This window comes from Methanothrix sp. (assembly GCF_016706325.1).
In the GTDB taxonomy this organism is placed as follows: Archaea; Halobacteriota; Methanosarcinia; order Methanotrichales; family Methanotrichaceae; genus Methanothrix.
The window spans coordinates 1,705,676-1,723,449 of the sequence record NZ_JADJJX010000001.1 but is presented as its reverse complement, the minus strand read 5'-3'; the positions used below and the strand labels follow the sequence as shown (position 1 = coordinate 1,723,449).

General features: G+C 51.0%; 12 protein-coding genes. 4 read left to right on the top strand and 8 right to left on the bottom strand.

The genetic code is table 11. The features are described from left to right. Positions 1-8: 8 nt before the first annotated feature. From IPI63_RS08860 to IPI63_RS12945, 7 genes are all read right to left on the bottom strand, one after another. The gene (locus IPI63_RS08860) at positions 9-320 is read right to left on the bottom strand and encodes a DUF5611 family protein (RefSeq protein ID WP_292478003.1); all 312 of its coding nucleotides are present in this window, start codon (positions 318-320) and stop codon (positions 9-11) included. 99 nt (positions 321-419) lie between these two features. Next, complete coding sequence (gene eno / locus IPI63_RS08855) at positions 420-1,670, bottom strand: phosphopyruvate hydratase (RefSeq protein ID WP_366850910.1); 1,251 nt, start codon at positions 1,668-1,670, stop codon at positions 420-422. 157 nt (positions 1,671-1,827) lie between these two features. Continuing rightward, positions 1,828-10,737, bottom strand: coding sequence for a hypothetical protein (locus tag IPI63_RS08850; RefSeq protein WP_292478001.1), 8,910 nt, complete (start codon positions 10,735-10,737; stop codon positions 1,828-1,830). Positions 10,738-11,098: 361 nt separating this feature from the next. Next, on the bottom strand, positions 11,099-11,557 hold the full coding sequence (locus tag IPI63_RS08845; RefSeq protein WP_292478000.1) for a hypothetical protein: 459 nt from the start codon (positions 11,555-11,557) through the stop codon (positions 11,099-11,101). 296 nt (positions 11,558-11,853) lie between these two features. Continuing rightward, positions 11,854-13,038, bottom strand: a complete 1,185-nt coding sequence (locus IPI63_RS08840) for an FtsX-like permease family protein (protein WP_292477999.1) — start codon at positions 13,036-13,038, stop codon at positions 11,854-11,856. 230 nt (positions 13,039-13,268) lie between these two features. Continuing rightward, complete coding sequence (locus IPI63_RS08835; RefSeq protein WP_214066084.1) at positions 13,269-13,529, bottom strand: transporter suffix domain-containing protein; 261 nt, start codon at positions 13,527-13,529, stop codon at positions 13,269-13,271. Beyond that, entirely contained in the window at positions 13,526-13,777 is a 252-nt protein-coding gene (locus tag IPI63_RS12945) for a sigma factor-like helix-turn-helix DNA-binding protein (RefSeq protein ID WP_366850908.1), read from the bottom strand. The genes IPI63_RS08835 and IPI63_RS12945 overlap by 4 nt, the downstream gene beginning before the upstream one ends. Here IPI63_RS12945 and IPI63_RS08830 point away from each other — a divergent pair. The 3 genes from IPI63_RS08830 (at position 13,736) to IPI63_RS08820 (ending at position 15,530) form a co-directional block, all read left to right on the top strand. Further along, positions 13,736-13,870, top strand: coding sequence for a hypothetical protein (locus IPI63_RS08830; RefSeq protein ID WP_292477998.1), 135 nt, complete (start codon positions 13,736-13,738; stop codon positions 13,868-13,870). The two genes, IPI63_RS12945 and IPI63_RS08830, sit on opposite strands and share 42 nt — an antisense overlap. 15 nt (positions 13,871-13,885) lie before the next feature. Further along, positions 13,886-14,095 carry a hypothetical protein gene (locus tag IPI63_RS08825; RefSeq protein WP_214066082.1) on the top strand — a complete coding sequence of 70 codons (210 nt, stop codon included), beginning with the start codon at positions 13,886-13,888 and terminating at the stop codon, positions 14,093-14,095. Between the two features lie 334 nt (positions 14,096-14,429). Continuing rightward, a complete protein-coding gene (locus IPI63_RS08820; RefSeq protein ID WP_214066081.1) occupies positions 14,430-15,530 on the top strand; it encodes a hypothetical protein in 1,101 nt (366 codons plus the stop codon). A 181-nt stretch (positions 15,531-15,711) separates the two neighbouring features. On the opposite strand, the gene IPI63_RS08815 is transcribed toward IPI63_RS08820, so the two are convergent. Next, on the bottom strand, positions 15,712-17,262 hold the full coding sequence (locus tag IPI63_RS08815) for a tetratricopeptide repeat protein (RefSeq protein WP_292477997.1): 1,551 nt from the start codon (positions 17,260-17,262) through the stop codon (positions 15,712-15,714). A gap of 52 nt (positions 17,263-17,314) precedes the next feature. On the opposite strand from IPI63_RS08815, the gene IPI63_RS12940 reads away from it, so the two are divergent. Further along, complete coding sequence (locus IPI63_RS12940) at positions 17,315-17,650, top strand: tetratricopeptide repeat protein (protein ID WP_366850786.1); 336 nt, start codon at positions 17,315-17,317, stop codon at positions 17,648-17,650. Positions 17,651-17,774 lie beyond the last annotated feature (124 nt).

Below are 17,774 nucleotides of genomic sequence, written 5' to 3'. Positions count from 1 at the left end.
TTCTAGATTCACTCTCCCTTTGAAACCTCTTTTTTGGCCATCTGCAGCCTCTGCTTCGCAGTGTATCCGGTGGCCTTTTCCAGGAAATTCCGGAAACGCTTGTTGGTGTCAAGGGTCAGCTCGTCGCTTACGCCCAGGTCAGATTCCGTGATCACATTGAGCTTTTTGCCATTGATCGAGACCCGTACGCTCTTCAGAGCGCCAAAGGAGAGAGAGAGCCTGCCATCCTCCTCCCGTATCTCCGTTGGGAACTCCTCTTCCAGCACCCCTCTGATTCTCTCCATATCCGGCTTGAATCCACGCTTGAATGGGTAATCCATAAGAGGCCTCATGGTCTCTTATCGAGTATAGATGTTTCGAGCCGAGAAGAGATCAATGCCGTTCAAAAAATAGGATGGAATAGTATTCATCCTCCTGATTCAGATACTGGCATATCTTGCCGCATCCTCCAACTCCTCCTGGATTCTGAGGAGCTGGTTGTACTTGGCCGTCCTCTCGGAGCGAGCAGGGGCGCCGGTCTTCAGCAGCTCACAGCCCAAAGCAACTGCAACATCAGCCAGGGCCGCGTCCTCGGTCTCTGCAGAGCGGTGCGAGGCCATAACCCTCCATCCTGCCCGGAAGGACATACGGGCAGCATCGAAGGCCTCGGATACTGTTCCAATCTGGTTGAGCTTGAGAAGAAGGGCATTGCTGGCGCACATCTCGATCCCCTTCTCCAGGCGTTTGATATTGGTGACGTAAAGGTCATCCCCCACGATGATGGTTCCTGGAAGCTTTGCTGTGAGGCGGGCGAAGTCGTCATAGGCCTCCTCCTCAAAGGGATCCTCCAGGGATATGATGGGATAGGTGTTCACCAGATCGACATAATAGTCGATGAGCTCTCCCGGAGAGAGGCGGTTCCCATCCACAGAGTAGCCCCCATCCAGATAGAAGCTGGAGGCAGCAGCATCAAGGCCGATCTTGATCTCCTCTCCATAGCCGCTGATATCAAAGGCGCTCATGATGGCATCCAGGGCATCGCGGGTCTTGACCAGTGGAGGAGCATAGCCACCCTCATATCCAACGTTGGTGGCTCCCACGCCATATTTCCCCTGCAGGATCTTCCCTAAGGCATGGTAGGTCTCAGCAGCCATGCGCAGACCCTCGCTGTAGCTCTTGGCACCAGTGGGCAGGATCATGAACTCCTGGATGGATAGCTCATTGCCTGCATGCTGCCCGCCATTGAGGACATTGAAGGAGGGAATGGGAAGGGTGACTGTATTCACCCCTCCAAGGTACCTATAAAGAGGCACCCCAGAGGACATCGCAGCCGCTTTTGCCACTGCTATGGAGACACCCAGAATGGCATTGGCTCCCAGATTGGCCTTGGTCGCCGACCCGTCCATCCTTATCATCAGATTATCGATCTCCCTTTGAGAGGAAGCATCCAGACCCAACACCTCGGGAGCAATCACCTCATTCACATTCTTGACTGCCTTCAGTACGCCCTTGCCATTATACCTCTCGCCCCCATCCCTCAGCTCCAGGGCCTCATGAGTGCCTGTTGATGCGCCCGAGGGCACTGCCGCCCGACCGAAGCCGCAGCAGGTGTAAACATCAACCTCGACGGTCGGGTTTCCTCGTGAGTCAAGGATCTCACGAGCGTGAATCTTCTCGATCTCGAATGACATCATGTACCACGATCTGCAGTTTGCAGACCTATCTATTAAAGTTAGCGTGCCCTCCCTTTCAGGAGCCTCCTGCAGGAGCTGGCCGCCCTGAGAGGTCCCCATCGATAGTGGAGAGGGAAAAAAGAGAAAAAGCAGCCTTGAAGCTGCCTCTCACAGGCTAAATGCCCTCTCCCTCCGAGGTGTCTATATCCCAATCAGGCGGCTGCCATTCATCATATAGGGTGGTTCTTGCTCTTCTCCCGGTATGGCCAAGGTCCAGGTAGGATGTCGCAATGCTGCTATAGCTTCCAGATCCGTCTATTGAACTGGCATCCAGATGCACATTATTGATGTAATTGCCGTTTCCGGATGCCTTCACAGTATACTCCACCCTCATGACCTGATCCGGCCCGATATCCGCAATCACCCAATGGATACGCTCGCCATCGTAGCTTGCGGGGACTGGATCGGCCTTGATCAGGCTCATGCCGCCCGGCAGGTCATCGTCCAGCCGGGCAGCCATGGATCCATTGGCATTATTCTTCAGGATGATGGCATAATGGACCAGGAATGGATCGATTGGATCCACCCGGACCTCCTTTTCCAGGGCCATCATTGGCTGGCAGCAGCCTATCCAATCATGCTCTATAGAGCTATAGGCAGATGCTGTCACATGCTGCCCTCCTGCCATACTGCTGACCTCTGCCCGGTTGAGCAGATTGCCCGGTGCAGACTCAGTCACATTTAACTTCAGGGTTATGCTCAGAGTGTCTCCTATTCCCAGATGAAGCACCGTCCAGTTGACGGCATCCTCCCCGATCGCTACCGGCTGCAGAGATGAGCCTATGTACTCAGTTCCTGGTGGGAGGAGGTCCTGAACATATAATGGAGCAAGAGCACAGTTGCCATCATTGGTTATGCTGATGTTGTACTCGGCTACAGTGAGATTCTTCCTGTCAACCCACTCCGGCCTGATCCGCCCCACCTTTCTTATAGATATATGCGGCTGATCATAGTTGGACACGCCGCTCAGGGCGATGCTTCTTGCAGTGGTGAACTCTCCGATATATCGGTCCTCGCTGTCGATCAGATCTGTGCCGTTGCTGCTGGTAGCCTTTGCCCTGTAGTCCGCAACTCCCTTGAATGTGGCATTGGACCTCATCTCTGAGAGGCCAAGGGAGACGGCATCCTTCTTCAGATAATCCAGTGAGCTGTAGCTCTCACTGATTATGCTCGCCGGGGAGGTTCCATTCGCCGGGGCACAGCCATCCTCAACCCTGCTGCCGGACTGATCTCTCTTTGCGACGATGACTCCGCCCTGCTGGGACCCGCTCTTAGACCACATTCCTTCCCTCCATTTCAGCTCTTGAGGTGCAGCAGATGGGCGGCTCAGGTTCACTGCCTTATGGGCCAGGCTGACGTCTTTGGCCATATAGTTGGAGAAGGTGTCGATCTTCTCTTCAATGCTGTAGCTGCCGGTGCCTGACTCATAGCTCCTCTGAGATTGGCCTGTTCTCCTGTCCGATGAGACATAGCCCTCTCCGGATGCTGCCCTCTCCGATGCAGCACTTGAGCCGTATTCCTGGAAGGATTCATTCAATTGGAACTGGCCGCTATACTCCTCCTGTGCCTCGAAGATGGGCTTTGTCCCTGCCCCCTCCTGCACTGACCGCTTGGAAAAACCAATGCTTGCTGTTCCATTGAAGCGGGAGTCCAACCTCATCTGCGAGCCGTTCTCGTCCATCCGGATGTATGTCTCCCGATCTATGTCGGTTGCATGGCGGTAGGCCTCATGCATACTGGCGCCGGTTACATAGTTCTTGCCCTGGGTCTTCTCCGCCCATTGAGATGAATAATTGAGCTTCCGGTCGTTGGGAAGCTGGAAGGCCTCAGGCGCATAGAGAGCAGAGGTGCTCTGCCGGGAGATGATGGACCGGTTCGAAGAGAGCAATCTGGTGCTCTCATCGCTTCGATACAGTCCGCTTCCATGCTCTCTCACCTGCAGATCGGTGCCAATCTCCCTGATCTCCACACTGGCACAGCTCTGCCTGGACCAGGTCTGGCTTCCCACCCTTGCAGTGGCATAGACGCAATTTGTGACTGCCATCGAGGCCATGCCTGTGGTAAGGTCGCTATGTACATTGACAAAGCCCCTGCCGGATACATTCTGACTCTTATCAAAGGTTATATTCGACTGGGGATAGACCGCCACCACAGTTATAGTCTCACAGCTCTTGTTCAGGATCTGAGCGAAGTGCCACTGACCATCACTGCCGGGCTCAGGATAGCTGGCGACGACTCTAACCTTACTGTTATCAAATACATCCTTTACCACCACGTCCTTCAGAGGGAAGTAATCAAGTGGATTGCAGATGGTGATGGTATAGGTCATCTCCTCCCCCGGCCGGTAAACGAGCTTATCCGCAGTCTTGGTGATGGTGAATGGAGATGGCACTGCAGTCACATTCGCCCGCGCCTCGCACTTCACCCGCTCATTGCTCCCCACAGGGGTCCCTTCCGCCAGGAATCTGTTCTCCAGTTCACCGAAAGCAGTTCCTGTGATGGAGGCGATCATCTCGATCTGGACCTTCTCCCCCGGTTTCAGGCATCCCAGATCCTCCCAGATCACCCTGCCTTCTTCATTCAACTCTCCTTGATGCTCATCGCTCATATACTGCAGACCCTCAGGAAGCAGATCCTCTGCAGTGATATTGCAGATCTCTGTGGCTCCGACATTGGCTACGACCAGGGTGAAGTTGACAGTGCTTCCGGGCAGGCCATCCGTCTCGCCAGCTGTCTTGATGGCGCCTATGCCCGAGCTGTATCCCTCCACCACTGCCATGGAGCTGGCTGATATATCCTCGCCGTGCTCCGGTCTGCCCACTACGTCAACCCGATTTACTAAAGATCCGTAGACTGTTCCATCCATTCTGACCTTTATCCAGAGGTCCTCCGTCTCCCCCGGTTGCAGCGGCCCGATATCCGTCCAATTGATGTAGCGACCGCTGCTGACTCCTCCCTGTGATGAGGCCAGATATTCCAGCCCCTCTGGCAGCAGATCGCTGACAAAGACGGGGCTGAGGAGGGCTTCACCGTTATTTGTTACATTGAGCTTGAATGTCAGAATGCTCCCAATGGTGCCAAATGCTGGATCAGCGCTCTTGATGACTGAGATCTTCGCCTCTCTTGCCAGAACATCAGCACTGGCACTGGAGCTGACATTCTCCCCGTGTTCCGGCTGACCGGCGGCCTCAACCAGGTTGGTTAAGGTCTGGCTGCCCGATATCGGGCCGTCGATACGAGCCACAATCTCCAGCTTCCTGCTCTCGCCCGGGGCCATGGGTCCAATGTTCGGCCAGAGGACATTCTGGCCCTGGTTTGATCCTGCCGGGCTGGAGGAGAGATAGCTCATCCCCGCCGGCAGCTGATCGCTTGCCGCTACATTAAGCAGTGGAGCAGCTCCACTGTTTGTGACATCTATTGTGAATGTCACTGTGGCGCCGGGAGATCCAGAGGCTGGATCTGCCCTTTTATTGACTGCGATCCTGGCCTCACTGGCTAAGACCTCAGCAGAATCGGAGGCAGTGACATTCTGGCCGTGCTCGGGCTGGCCCATCACCTCAATCTGGTTGGTGAATGTCTGGCTGCCCGATAGCGGGCCTGTGATTCTGGCAGTGATCTTCAGCTGCCTGCTCTCACCTGGTGCCATGGGCCCGATATCAGGCCAGAAGACCTTCTGGCCCTGGTTCGTTCCTTCCGGGCTGGAGGAGAGATAGCTCATCCCTCCGGGCAGCAGGTCGCTCGCCGATACATGAGGCAGTGCCGCCGCTCCAGTGTTTGTCACATCCATTGTGAAGAGCACCTCAGCCCCCGGAGAGCCGAATGATGGATTGGCGCTCTTGACGACGGAAATACTGGCCTCTTTTGCCAGGACATCGGCAGAAGCACTGGCAGTGACCTCCTTTCCGTGCTCGGGCTTTCCGGTTACATTCACCTGGTTGGTAAGGGTCTGGCTGCCCGATAGCGGGCCATCGATCAGGGCAATGATCTGCAGTTGCCTGTTCTCACCCGGCGCCATGGGCCCGATATCAGACCAGAAGACCTTCTGGCCCTGGTTTGCTGCCGCTGGTGTGGAGGAGATATAGCTCATCCCTCCGGGCAGCAGGTCGCTCACCGACACATGGGGCAGTGCCGCCGAACCAGTATTTGTCACCTCAAGAGAGAATCCGACTGCTGTGCCCGGCGAGCCTGATGATGGCTCTGCGCTCTTAACTACGGAGATCCCCGCTTCGCTCGCCTGGACTGTGGCCGAGGCACTGGCAGTTACATTCTCACCATACTCCGGCTTTCCAGCCACAGTAACCTGATTGGTGAGGTTCTGAATGCCTGATAACGGGCCGTCGATATGAGCCACGATCTCGAGCCTCTTGCTGCTGCCAGGTGCCATCGGCCCGATATCCGGCCAGGAGACGATCTGGCCATCATTGGATCCTGCCGGGCTGGATGATACATAGCTCAGGCCAGAAGGCAGCAGGTCGCTCACGAATACATGAGGCAAGAGGGCTTGCCCCTCGTTTTTCACCTCCAGGCTGAAGGTCACAATTGTGCCTGGAGAGCCGAATGATGGGTCGGCCTTCTTCTCAACAGCGATCTTCGCCTCCTGTCCCCTGACAACTGCAGTATCGCTGGCAGTGACATTATCCCCATGTTCCGGCTTGCCGGCCACATCCACCAGGTTGGTGAAGTTCTCGCTGCCCGATATCGGTCCATCTATATTGGCCAGGATCTGGAGCCTTTTGATCTCGCCCGAATCCATTGGCCCGATATCAGGCCATATCACCTGCTGGCCCTGGTTGGACCCGGCAGGATCTGAGGAGATATAGCTCATTCCCGCAGGCAGATGATCGCGAACGAGGACGTGCGGCAGACGAGCAACACCGGTATTTTCGACCTCCAGATCGAAGGCCACGCTCGCCCCGGGCGAGCCGTATGCCGGCTGGGCGGATTTGATGACCGATATTCTGGCCTCACTGGTCAGAAGACTGGCTGATGCGCTGGCAGTAACATTATCGCCGTGCTCAGGCTTAGCAGATATGTCCACCTGATTGATGAGATCGATGCTGCCTGTTATCGGAGCATCGATCCGGGCCACGATCTCAAGCTGGCGGCTCGCTCCCGGCTCCATCGGGCCGATATCAGGCCAAAGCACATTCTGGCCCTGGTTTGATCCCGCAGGGGATGATGATATGTAGCTCATGCCTGCTGGAAGAAGGTCCCTCGCCAATACATTGGGAAGAAGGGCAGAGCCGTCGTTTGTCACATTTATGCTGAAGGTCACATCTGTCCCCGGAGAGCCAAAATCGGGATCGGCGATCTTGGTCACACCGACCTTCGCCTCCCGGGCCTGGACGGCTGCCGTGGCATTGGCAGTTACATTCCCTCCATGCTCCGGCTGCCCTACGGCCTGGACCTGGTTGATCAGATCCTTGATGCCGGATAGCGGGCCGTCGATTCTGGCTATGATCTGCAGCCTCCGGCTCTCACCCGGTGCCATGAGTCCGATATCAGGCCACATCACCTGCTGGCCCTGGTTGGACCCGGCAGGATCTGAGGAGACATAGCTCATTCCCGCAGGCAGCAGATCGCTGACCGACACCCTCATCAATGGAGCAGCACCGCTATTGGCGACGTCCATAGTGAAGGTTACATCGGTCCCAGGGGAGCCGAATACCGGATTAGCCACCTTGCTGATGGCGATCTTCGCTTCACTCGCCCTGACCTCTGCTGAAGCACTGGCGGTCACATTCTGGCCGTGCTCCGGCTGTGCTGAGACCTGAACCTGGTTGGTGAGAGTCACGTTCCCTGACACAGGAGCATCGATATGAGCCTTCAAGAGCAGCCTCTTGCTGCTGCCTGGCGCCATCGGTCCTATGTCAGACCAGTAGACATTCTGACCCTGGCCTGATCCCTCCGGGTGGGAGGAGAGATAGCTCAGACCCGCCGGCAAGAGATCGCTCACAAACACATGCGGCAGGAGAGCAGATCCGTTATTGGTCACGTCCACTGTGAAGACGACTGTTGTGCCCGGAGATCCGAATGAGGGATCTGCTGCCTTGCTGATAGCGACCTTCGCCTCGCTGGCCAGAACATCCGCGCTATCACGGGCAGTTACATTCTGGCCGTGCTGCGGCATTCCTGTTACCTCGACCTGGTTGGTGAGGGTGAGATTTCCGGATACCGGGCCGTCCAAACGAGCCACTATCTCCAGCTTCTTGCTGCTCCCCGGGCTCATCGGACCGATATTCGGCCAGATGACCCTCTGACCCTGGCTTGATCCCCCAGGATACGAGGAGAGATAGCTCATCCCTTCAGGCAGCAGATCTCTTACAGATACCACAGGCAAAGAGGCTGCGCCAGTATTGGTCACATTCAGGGTGAAGGTCACAATAGTGCCAGCAGAGCCGAACGCCGGCTCGGCTGCCTTGGCCACATCGATTTTGGCCTCGCTGGCCAGAACATCAACGCTACTGTTGGCTGTCACATTCTGACCGTGCTCTGGCCGGGCTGAGACCTGAACCAGGTTGGTGAGGGTTATATTGCCCTCTATCGGGCCGTCTATTCTGGCCACGATCTCCAGCCTCCGTCTCTCTCCCGAATCCAATGGGCCGATATCAGCCCAGAGCACCTTCCGGCCATGGCTTGCCGCCGCTGGTGTGGAGGAGATATAGCTCATCCCCTCAGGGAGGGTATCGCCGACGAATACATGGGGCAGGCGTGCTGCACCGCTATTGGTCACATCAATACTGAAGGTGACCAGGCTGCCAGGGGCGCCGAACGCAGGACAGGCTCCCTTGAGCACATCGATCCTCGCCTCTCTTGCAAGGACCTGGGCCGAGGCATTGGCAGTTACATTGTCTCCATGCTCCGGCATGGCCGATACAATCACCTCGTTGGTGAGAGTCTTGCTTCCAGTGATAGGAGCGTCGATATGGGCCACAATCTCCAGCCTCTTGCTCTCTCCCGCTGCCAGGGGCCCGATGTCAGGCCAGGATAGATTCTGGCCCTGTCTGACCCCTGCGGGGGTCGACGATACATAGCTCATCCCTTCTGGGAGCTGATCGATGACAGATACATGAGGCAGGAGAACAGCACCGCTATTGGTGACATCCAGGCTGAATGTCACATTTGTGCTCGGCGAGCCGAATGAGGGATCGGCTTGTTTGATCACATCGACCTTGGCCTCGCCCGACTGAACTGTTGCCAGGGCACTGGCAGATACATTGCCTCCATGCTCCGGGCTGCCCGAGACCTCGACCCAGTTGGTCAGGGTCTTGATGCCTGATACAGGGCCATCGATCTTGGCTGCGACCCGGATCTGCTTGCTCTCCCCTGATCCCAGGGGACCTATGTCCGCCCAGGATACATTCCGGCCCAGGGCTGTCCCCGGGGGAGAGGAGGAGAGATAGCTCATTCCCGCGGGCAAGAGATCGCTCACTGTGACGTGAGGCAGAGGAGCTATGCCGTTGTTGGTCACATTCAGGGCGAATGTCACAATTGTTCCCGGGGAGCCAAAGGCTGGATCAGCTCCCTTTGTTATTGTTATATTTGCCTCCAGGGCCTCCACATCTGCCGAGGTGCTGTTGCTGATGTTGTAGCCGAACTGGGGTTTGCCCTCTACATAGACATGATTGGTCAGAGTCCTTCTCTGAGATACAGGGCCGTTGATGCGGGCCTGCACCCAGAGCTGCTTAGTAGAGCCTATTGCCAGGGGGCCGATGTCAGACCAGTTGACATGAGAGCCGAGATTGCTCCCTCCGCCAGAGGAGGATACATAGCTCATTCCTTCGGGCAGAGTGTCGCTCACAAAGACATTATTCAGGCTGATGTTTCCGGTATTTTGCACTTGCAGGGTATAGTTGACCACTGCATCCGGAGCACCCATAGATATATCTGGCTTCTTGATCACGGCGATGTTCTGCTTCATTGCATAAACATCAGCAGAAGATGTAGAGATCTTACGTTCATTTCTCAGATTGTACACTGCACTGCTCACACGGTTGGTAAGTTTGCCGTATTTGCTTCCAGTGAATTCGGAAGTGACCTTGACCTCAAAGCTCTCTCCAGGATGCAGGATGGTGCCGAACGACTGGCTGAGGTTCCCCCAGTAGAGGGTGGTGCTTCCATTGGAGTTGATGGTGGAGGATGTGATGGGTGGGACAGAAGAGATGAACATCAAGCCATCGGGCAGCAGGTCTGTTAGCTCCGATCTATTTATGAGAGTATCTCCGGTGTTCTGCACAGTGATGTTGAAGGTGGCCCTGTCGCCCTTGGCGCCTTCGCGAAGGCTGGCGGCCTTGCTCAGAGATTGGTCAGTATTATAAAGGATGGCATTATTTCTGGTGGCGACATTGCTGACCTTATGTGCGTAGGGATCGTCCGGATCCGACCAGGGCGGAAATGCGACGACATTAGCTAGATCTGTGACCATCGCCGGAGAGAGGCCCGGGACATCGCGGGGCGGTCCAATGATATCATACTGGGTCACAGTGTATTTGAGCGTCCCCACTGCTGACTCTCCAGGAAGCAGAAAGGTCTTATTGAGAGGGACGTCAAACCCGATACCGACGGGATGGTATATCAGGTCCTGAACACTTATATTCTTCAATGCAAAGCCATTGGGGTTCTTTATTGAAATGGTATAATTTATGCTGTCGCCTATCCTTACGTTGACCACATCTGACTTCTTGGAGACGACCAGGTTTCCCTCAAAGCCCAATGCGATCTCCCAGGAGGCGTTATTGGAGCGAACCGAAGTCCCATTGGATGATTTGCCGGTGGCCCAAGCTTTATTATTTAATGGTCCTGGGTAGTCCTCCTCAATAATGCTATGGCTGATGGTATGGGACTTCTTCTCACCAATGCCGAGATCCCCCAGGGAGATCTCTCCCAATCTATCATCGTGAATAAGGACATCATGCAGCTCGAAGCTATTGTTATTGGTGACCTCGTAGGTATAGACGACAATATCTCCAAAAGCCGCCTGATTGGAGCTCCCTTTCTTCGTTATTTGAAGAGCAGAAGCATCCATACAAAAGATCGAAAGAGATAGGATAATAAACATTATATACAGTCTTGCTACAACCATTGATCTCGCTTTTTTATGAGCCTTGCCTGTAGCATCCAAACCCAGACTGTTTTCTAACTGTGCATTCATCATGACCATCCACCACCTGTCTAATAATTAAAAATAGTACTCCAGCATAGATTATAAACTTAGTGCTTAAGATTAGAAATAAAACAGATGAAATTTACATCCGTCAATGGGATGAAATAGTATAATTTTTCAGATCGGATGTCAAGATATAATACAACTAATTACTATAATTTTGTTGTATTTAGTTGAATAATATCAGGGTATGCTCGCCAAGCAAAAATTAAATATTTTTTATTTAAATATGGAATGATTCGGGAATGCTGTATCCGTACTTGCTCAGATTCTCATATCCGACAATTCCCAGGCTGACAGCGAAGCTGGCATTATTGGAGACCACCTCCCCGCCCTTCCACTCTGCCCGGGCCCTCGCAACATTGACCAGTGGGCCGGGAAGATCGGATTGCATAACCTTATAGGATATGAGAACCACACAGCTCTCACCGATATCAAGCGTGCTCTTATTGACTGGAATCTCTCCCAGGTGATCGTCTATTATCATCGGATTGGTGATCTTCTCTGTGCCATTGTTCTTGAGATCAAATGAGTAGACTATGACCTCATCAACATTGGCAGATATTGTACTGCAGTTCTTGGTCAAATTCAATCCAGGAAATCCCATCGCGGAAGGGATTAAGAGAGCAGCGATGGCGGCAAATGCCCACCATCCCTTCAGTTCCAAGGCCATCTTTCTCACTGATTTCACACTCCTGCTCTGATGATTTATGGCATCAATGGCTAAAAATCTTATGGACGAGCAGATGAGAAAACGACGGTGGCTCACCTCGCTGCAAGCAGGCGAAGCATGCAAGGCATGCAAGGCATGAAAGACATGCAAGACATGCGAGGCGCCGCCACATAAAGATAGTACTACTTGGATCCAGGATCCAATTCAATTCCTAAGCTGAGCATAAATATCCTCTATCCCCAATACAAGCAATGGGGTTCTTTTTCCTTTTTTCCTTTTTCTTTTCCTTTTTCTTTTCCTTTTTTTTATGCATTTATGGCCAGGGCGGGATCAAGCCGCGATGCTTTATAAGCAGGATAGGAGCCGGCGATGATGCTCAATGCTATTGCTGCTATTATTATCACCAGGAAGCTCTTCGGGCTGATCAATACCGGCAAGGTGACTGTCTGCCCGCCTGGGGCCTCCATGGAGAACTCCAGGCCCTTGAGGTAAAGGGAGAGGGCCAGTCCAAGAACAGCGCCCGCCGCACCGCCCATCAGCCCCAGCAGGCCGCTCTCGATCAGAAATATGTTCATTATGCTCTGCCCTCTCGCTCCCATGGCCATCAGCATACCGATCTCGCTGGTCTTCTCATTGACCAGCAGGTACATGACGCTCCCCACTCCGAATGAGGCGATGATCAGAATCAGCAGCATTATCAGATTGTTCTCGAAGCTCTCTATGGCCAGGGTCTCCAGGATCTCGGGGTAGAGCTTCTGCCAGCTATCTGCCTTATATCCGTGGTCCCTCAGGGATCTGGCGATGGCATCCCCCTGGTAGACATCCTTCAGCTTTATGTCCACAGAGGATACCACGTCCCCTTGATTCAGAAAGGTCCTGGCGGTGCCCAGGGAGACCAGGGCCAGGTCCTCAGGCCAGCCCATGGGCGGATCGAAGATCCCCGAGACCACCAGGCTGGTCTCCCTGGCGTCAGGGAAGCTGGCATAAAGGGTCTGGTCCATCTTGACCTTCAGCCGCTCAGCCAGCTTCCTGCCCAGGATCACCTTTTTGCCGCTCTGTATGGATATGAGCTCTCCCTGGATCATATACTCCCCGATATGGTAGATCCTTTCAAAGTCCTCTGGATTGACCCCGGACATGGCCACATTCTCCACATTCTCCTTATATGTGAAGGTGGCACTGGTCCCCAGGCTGGCGGAGACTGCCACCACCCCCGGCATATCCCATATGCGGTCGGTGAGGCTGTGATGGAGGTAGATGTACTCCTCGCCCTCTTTGGGGCTGACAACGACATGAGGCAGGTCTTCAATTATTATATCAAAGAGCATATTCCGAAAGCCGTCCATCATGAAGATGGAGACAAGAGAGATGGATACTGCTAAGGCTATGGCTGCGACTGAGAGGATGGTTCCTCTCTTTCGGTAGATGATATGCCTCAAGGCAACAGTCAGCTCAAAGACGGGAACGATGTTATGAGCCAGGTTGGGCACCTCTGGCCCCCTCTATGATCTCTTCTTTTATCAAGTTGCTGTATTGGGCCTGTCTGAATTGAATCCAATTGAATTGAAGCTGCCTGATGATGCCGTTCTCACACTACCCTGCTTGAAGAGCGGGGTCAATGCCCAAAGGAGCTGATCCGGCAAGAGATGGCCGGTGGGAGAAGAGAGATGCTGAGAAGATCCCTGCCTGATCTGCAGAGGCGGATTTGGGATGGATGGGTTTAATTTCTTTTCAGCAGTCCGGAAAGACGAGATCGCCAATTTACCCTTCGATACTTCTCTATGGCCTCGCGGCCGAGAAGGATGACTGAGAGCCAGAATGAGCCCTCTCCCAGGAGCACCATGGCGGCGGAGAATGCTACCTTGGATTCTGTGGAGATGGTGATGAACGGCACGAGGAGCAGCAATCCATAGAAAACAAAGGAGAGGATGAATAGGGCTATTCCCAACCGGCGCTTAAGGCTATGAGCATCAACTTTCATGGGTCTCTCCTTTTAGGGGCCCTGCGAGAACTTGAACTCTTGCATCGAGGGCGCAGATCGATCTCGTCAGCGGGCCACCGGCGGGCGCAGTACGGGGAATTGGAAAAGGGGCACAATCCTTCTTGCACATCTTTGACCTGATGAAGATGCTTTTTCACAGTGTACCGGGATATGTTCAGTTCGCGGGCTACTTTTTTGTAGGACTTATGGAGTTCGTACAGGTCTACGATTCTACGTACATCTGCCATCGTTTTCACCTTACCGCCCACCTCTCAGAGTACTTGGAGAGGGAAGGCTTTCCTCTTTGGGGAGGGGTCAAAAACGAACTGGCGTTTCCTTAAATTGGAGGGTCAAAAATGAGTCGTCGAATACACCAGAGGCATAAGAAGGTCACCCTATTTAAGCTAGGCAAGCTGTGGGTATTCAAGCACTTCTTTGATGATAAGGAGACATTCAAGACCCTGGCGGAGAACTACAACTATGACAAATTTCAGATTCGAGTTCGAGACCTTAGGAGAGAGGAACAAGGCCTAAAAAGGAGATGGCTGTTGGAATGCTATTTGTAACTATTCAGCCACCCAGCCGAACCTCTTTTTTCCTTCCGATACTTCATGAATCATAACGTACGATAATCGGCCCAAAATTTAAATATTAATTGCAATCATATAACCGTAATAATGGAGGGGCGCAATTCTCATCAAATCCTAAAGAAGGGTATCGATCCAGATAATTCCCTCTCTTCATCAGAGTTAAGCATATCCACTTCGTTGAGTCGCGAAGATATTCTGGCAATTTATGAGGAAGGTCCTGAAGCAGTCATTTTCCATTTTCGGTATTTCATTGTAGCAACTAAGACATTTACTAGAGGGATTTATAAATATTGACTGAAGAGGACAATCTATGGAATTTGATAAGTTTTCGATCAATCGAAGATTATTTGTTGATCCCGGTGCCAAATGCCAATGCATCCCTATGGAGTTAGGCTATATATTTTTGATAAATGATAAAATAATTATTCAGTCTGATTATAGATCGCTTAAGAGATATGAAGGTAACTGGATGGATCTTGAAGTGCATATGGATAAAGCTTATGCTCCTATCGTTATTGATTCGCATCATCTTGGAGTCGATGGGTTGCCTAATTTTGTCTTAAACTTAGATTGGTATGAAAAAGATATTAATGTGCAGATGATTTTAGACTCTTGGCAAGAATATAGGGAAAAATTGAATCTCAGTAAATTAATGGCATCTCTTATATATAGAGATGCTAAAATTATGAAACAATGTTTAGATTTGGATCGCAAATATCCATTAGTAACACCTAGCTGGGATGTTTGTATATTGCTGCCGTATTATCTAAAGCTATGTGAAAATATTCCTGGACATAAAATCAAACTAGATAGGGCTGGAGAAGTTGTTAAACAAATAGCTAGTTTGGTTACTGGCTTTTATAAAAAATTAGAGGCGGAACAAACAGACATTCCCCTTGATAATCTTGATGACCTTTTAAGGAAGGCTCATAGCCAATCTGATGAACTTGCTGTCGCATATAAACTGAAAGAAATGGGGTTCGATATAGAATTTGGGAATCCAAAAACAGAACCAGACTATATTATAAATGGTTTTTATGTTGAGCATAAATCGAGATTTCCTGATAGAAATTTATCCGATGATACAATAAAGTTTAAGAAATTTAAGGACCTTGAGGAAGCAAAGATATTTAAGAGTTTGGCAAATCAAATGACATCGCCCGATGAAGGATTAGAAAAGGCAGATCTATTCATCAATAATGTAACACGAATACCTGTTGCAAAAGATTTATATGGCCTATCACTAAAAAGATTTAAATTAAATCCAAATATTAATTCCTTCTATAAGGTCATGTGTGATGCGATGAATTTAGTTGAGAAAAAAAAGATCATTATACCATATATATATCCAATTTGTTCAAACCCTAGAATAATATCTTTTCCAGGGGATATTGATCATTATACTTCTTGACCATCTTGAAATTGTAAATCGTCTAAAAATTTGTTTAAGATCGCGCAGGCTTTGACTATGAACTGGTGGAGGATCTGCGGCCATTCTTGGTCAAGATAAAGAACAAAGTGCTCCGAGTATAATCAGGGCGAGGACAAAGGGGCAGGGTGAAAGTAATGAAAAGGTACGTATTATTTAGAGATTAAAAATCTTCGAATCCAAGCTCTTTAGCTTTATTTATGGCGTTTTGAGCTTCTTTATGCCTGCCCAATTCATGGAGAGCAATACCTTTATTGTACCAAGCTAACGCAAAATTTGGGTCGAGTCCATTTGCCAAGTTATAGCATTTAAGGGCATCTACGAGCCTCCCTAAAATTGCTAAAGCATTGCCTTTATTAAACCATATATTCGCATTTTTTTGATCGAACTCAATAGCCTTATCATAAGCCGCTAGAGCATCAATATATTTACCTCGGCTAAAAAATGCATTTCCTTTGCTGTTCCAGCTTTGGACATCATTTTTATCTAATCTGATTGCAGCTTCATAGCAGTAGATGGCCTCTTCATATCTTCCTAATTCTTCAAGTGCTGAGCCTTTGTTTCTCCAGGCCAATGCATAGTTTTGATCTATTTTGATTGCTTTATCAAAATATTCGATGGCAAGAGTGTGCTTGTTCCAAAGGCAGAGTGCCCAACCTTTATTAGTCCAAACCATTGCGTCTTGGGGATTAATTTCGAGGGCTTTATTATAAGCGTTAATAGCTTTTATATATTTGCCATTTTCGCGAAATACATTGCCCTTATTATTCCATGCAGCTAAATTTTGTGGATCGAACTCAATGGCCTTATCGTAGGCATGAAGGGCTTGTTCGTATCTTTTTTGGATTTCAAGTGCATGGCCTTTAGCGAACCACCATTGTGTATTCTTGGGATCTAGCTCGATAGCTTTTTCATAAGCTTGAATTGCTTCATCATACTTTCCTTGATCAAAGAGTGCCTTGCCTTTATTGTTCCAAGTCAATGCGTATCTTGGATCTAGCTCGATAGCTTTTTCATAATCCCTAATGGCTTCATTGTAGTGGCCTTGATGATGCAAGGCGTCTCCCTTGTTATTCAAAACAAGAACTAATTTAGGATCTAATTTGATAGCTTCTTTATAAGCTTGAATGGCCTCATTGTACTTGCTTTTATCTCGAAGTACAGTGCCTTTGTTGTTCCAGGCTTTTGCATTTTTAGGATCTATATCGAGAGCCTCGTCGTAGAATTCAATTGCCTTTGAATATGCCAAATCAGCCTTATCATGCGCTTGGATAGCTTCGTAGTGCTTGCCTTGATCAGAAAATGCATTGCCTTTATTGATCCTGGATTTCACATTTTCAGGATCTAATGCGATAACTTTATCGAAAGCCTGAATGGCCTCTTCATAAGCCTCAACGGCTTCATCACATTTGCCTTGATTACGGAATGTCTTGCTTTTATTTTTGGCGTCTATCCCTCTTACATTCCAATAATCTGCTTGGACGCCATTAAGTTGTTTCGTAGTATCGATTAAACTAAATATTGCAATATCTATACTTAATAATCCAATAAATATGCTAAAAAATCCCAGTTTATCGCCAATGGTTGTAGAAAACAAATATAAATAAACAATAGAAAATATAAAATAAAAGATTGTAATGACCGATAAAATGAGAATACTAAAGGACCCTCTTACAATGGTTTTATGTTTTTCCCATACAGTCCAATTATTCATGCTTCTATGCTATCTTATTGGCTTAAAAAGCTGCTGAATTAAAATCGTAGACATGTTGAAGACCTGCCAGGATAACGATTTTAATAATTGCCGCTCATCTACGCCTGCAATGTCCGACTACCCTCTCCCGCGCCACCAGCACCTCGCCTCCGGCCTGCTCGACGAGGCCCGCACCTACCTAGAGGAGCTCCTCCGTCAGGATCCAGACGATTCCGATCTCCCCTACAATCTTGGTCTCTGCAACGTGGACCTCGGCCAGCTCGACTGGGGCATTGAGCTGCTACACCGCAGCCTTCAGCTCGCGCCCCGTACCGCGTACCCCTGGCGCTCGCCTACCAGCGGGCGTGCGACCTGCCGCGCGCCAGGGAGTGCGCCACGCGAGCCCTAGCCGCGGATCCCAGGAATCCCGTAGCTCTCAAGAACCGGGGCGCCATCTTCGGCCAGGGCGGCGGCAGCCTGCGGGCTCTCGACTACCTGCGCCGTTCCAACGAGTGCGATCCCCAGGACCTGCA

Excerpts from the sequence above, each read along its gene's own strand:
- IPI63_RS08860 (WP_292478003.1), bottom strand. The coding sequence starts at position 320 with ATGGATTACCCATTCAAGCGTGGATTCAAGCCGGATATGGAGAGAATC.
- eno (WP_366850910.1), bottom strand. The coding sequence starts at position 1,670 with ATGTCATTCGAGATCGAGAAGATTCACGCTCGTGAGATCCTTGACTCA.
- IPI63_RS08850 (WP_292478001.1), bottom strand. The coding sequence starts at position 10,737 with ATGGATGCTTCTGCTCTTCAAATAACGAAGAAAGGGAGCTCCAATCAG.
- IPI63_RS08835 (WP_214066084.1), bottom strand. The coding sequence starts at position 13,529 with ATGAAAGTTGATGCTCATAGCCTTAAGCGCCGGTTGGGAATAGCCCTA.
- IPI63_RS08830 (WP_292477998.1), top strand. The coding sequence starts at position 13,736 with ATGGAGTTCGTACAGGTCTACGATTCTACGTACATCTGCCATCGTTTT.
- IPI63_RS12945 (WP_366850908.1), bottom strand. The coding sequence starts at position 13,777 with ATGGCAGATGTACGTAGAATCGTAGACCTGTACGAACTCCATAAGTCC.
- IPI63_RS08825 (WP_214066082.1), top strand. The coding sequence starts at position 13,886 with ATGAGTCGTCGAATACACCAGAGGCATAAGAAGGTCACCCTATTTAAG.
- IPI63_RS08820 (WP_214066081.1), top strand. The coding sequence starts at position 14,430 with ATGGAATTTGATAAGTTTTCGATCAATCGAAGATTATTTGTTGATCCC.
- IPI63_RS08815 (WP_292477997.1), bottom strand. The coding sequence starts at position 17,262 with ATGAATAATTGGACTGTATGGGAAAAACATAAAACCATTGTAAGAGGG.
- IPI63_RS12940 (WP_366850786.1), top strand. The coding sequence starts at position 17,315 with ATGTTGAAGACCTGCCAGGATAACGATTTTAATAATTGCCGCTCATCT.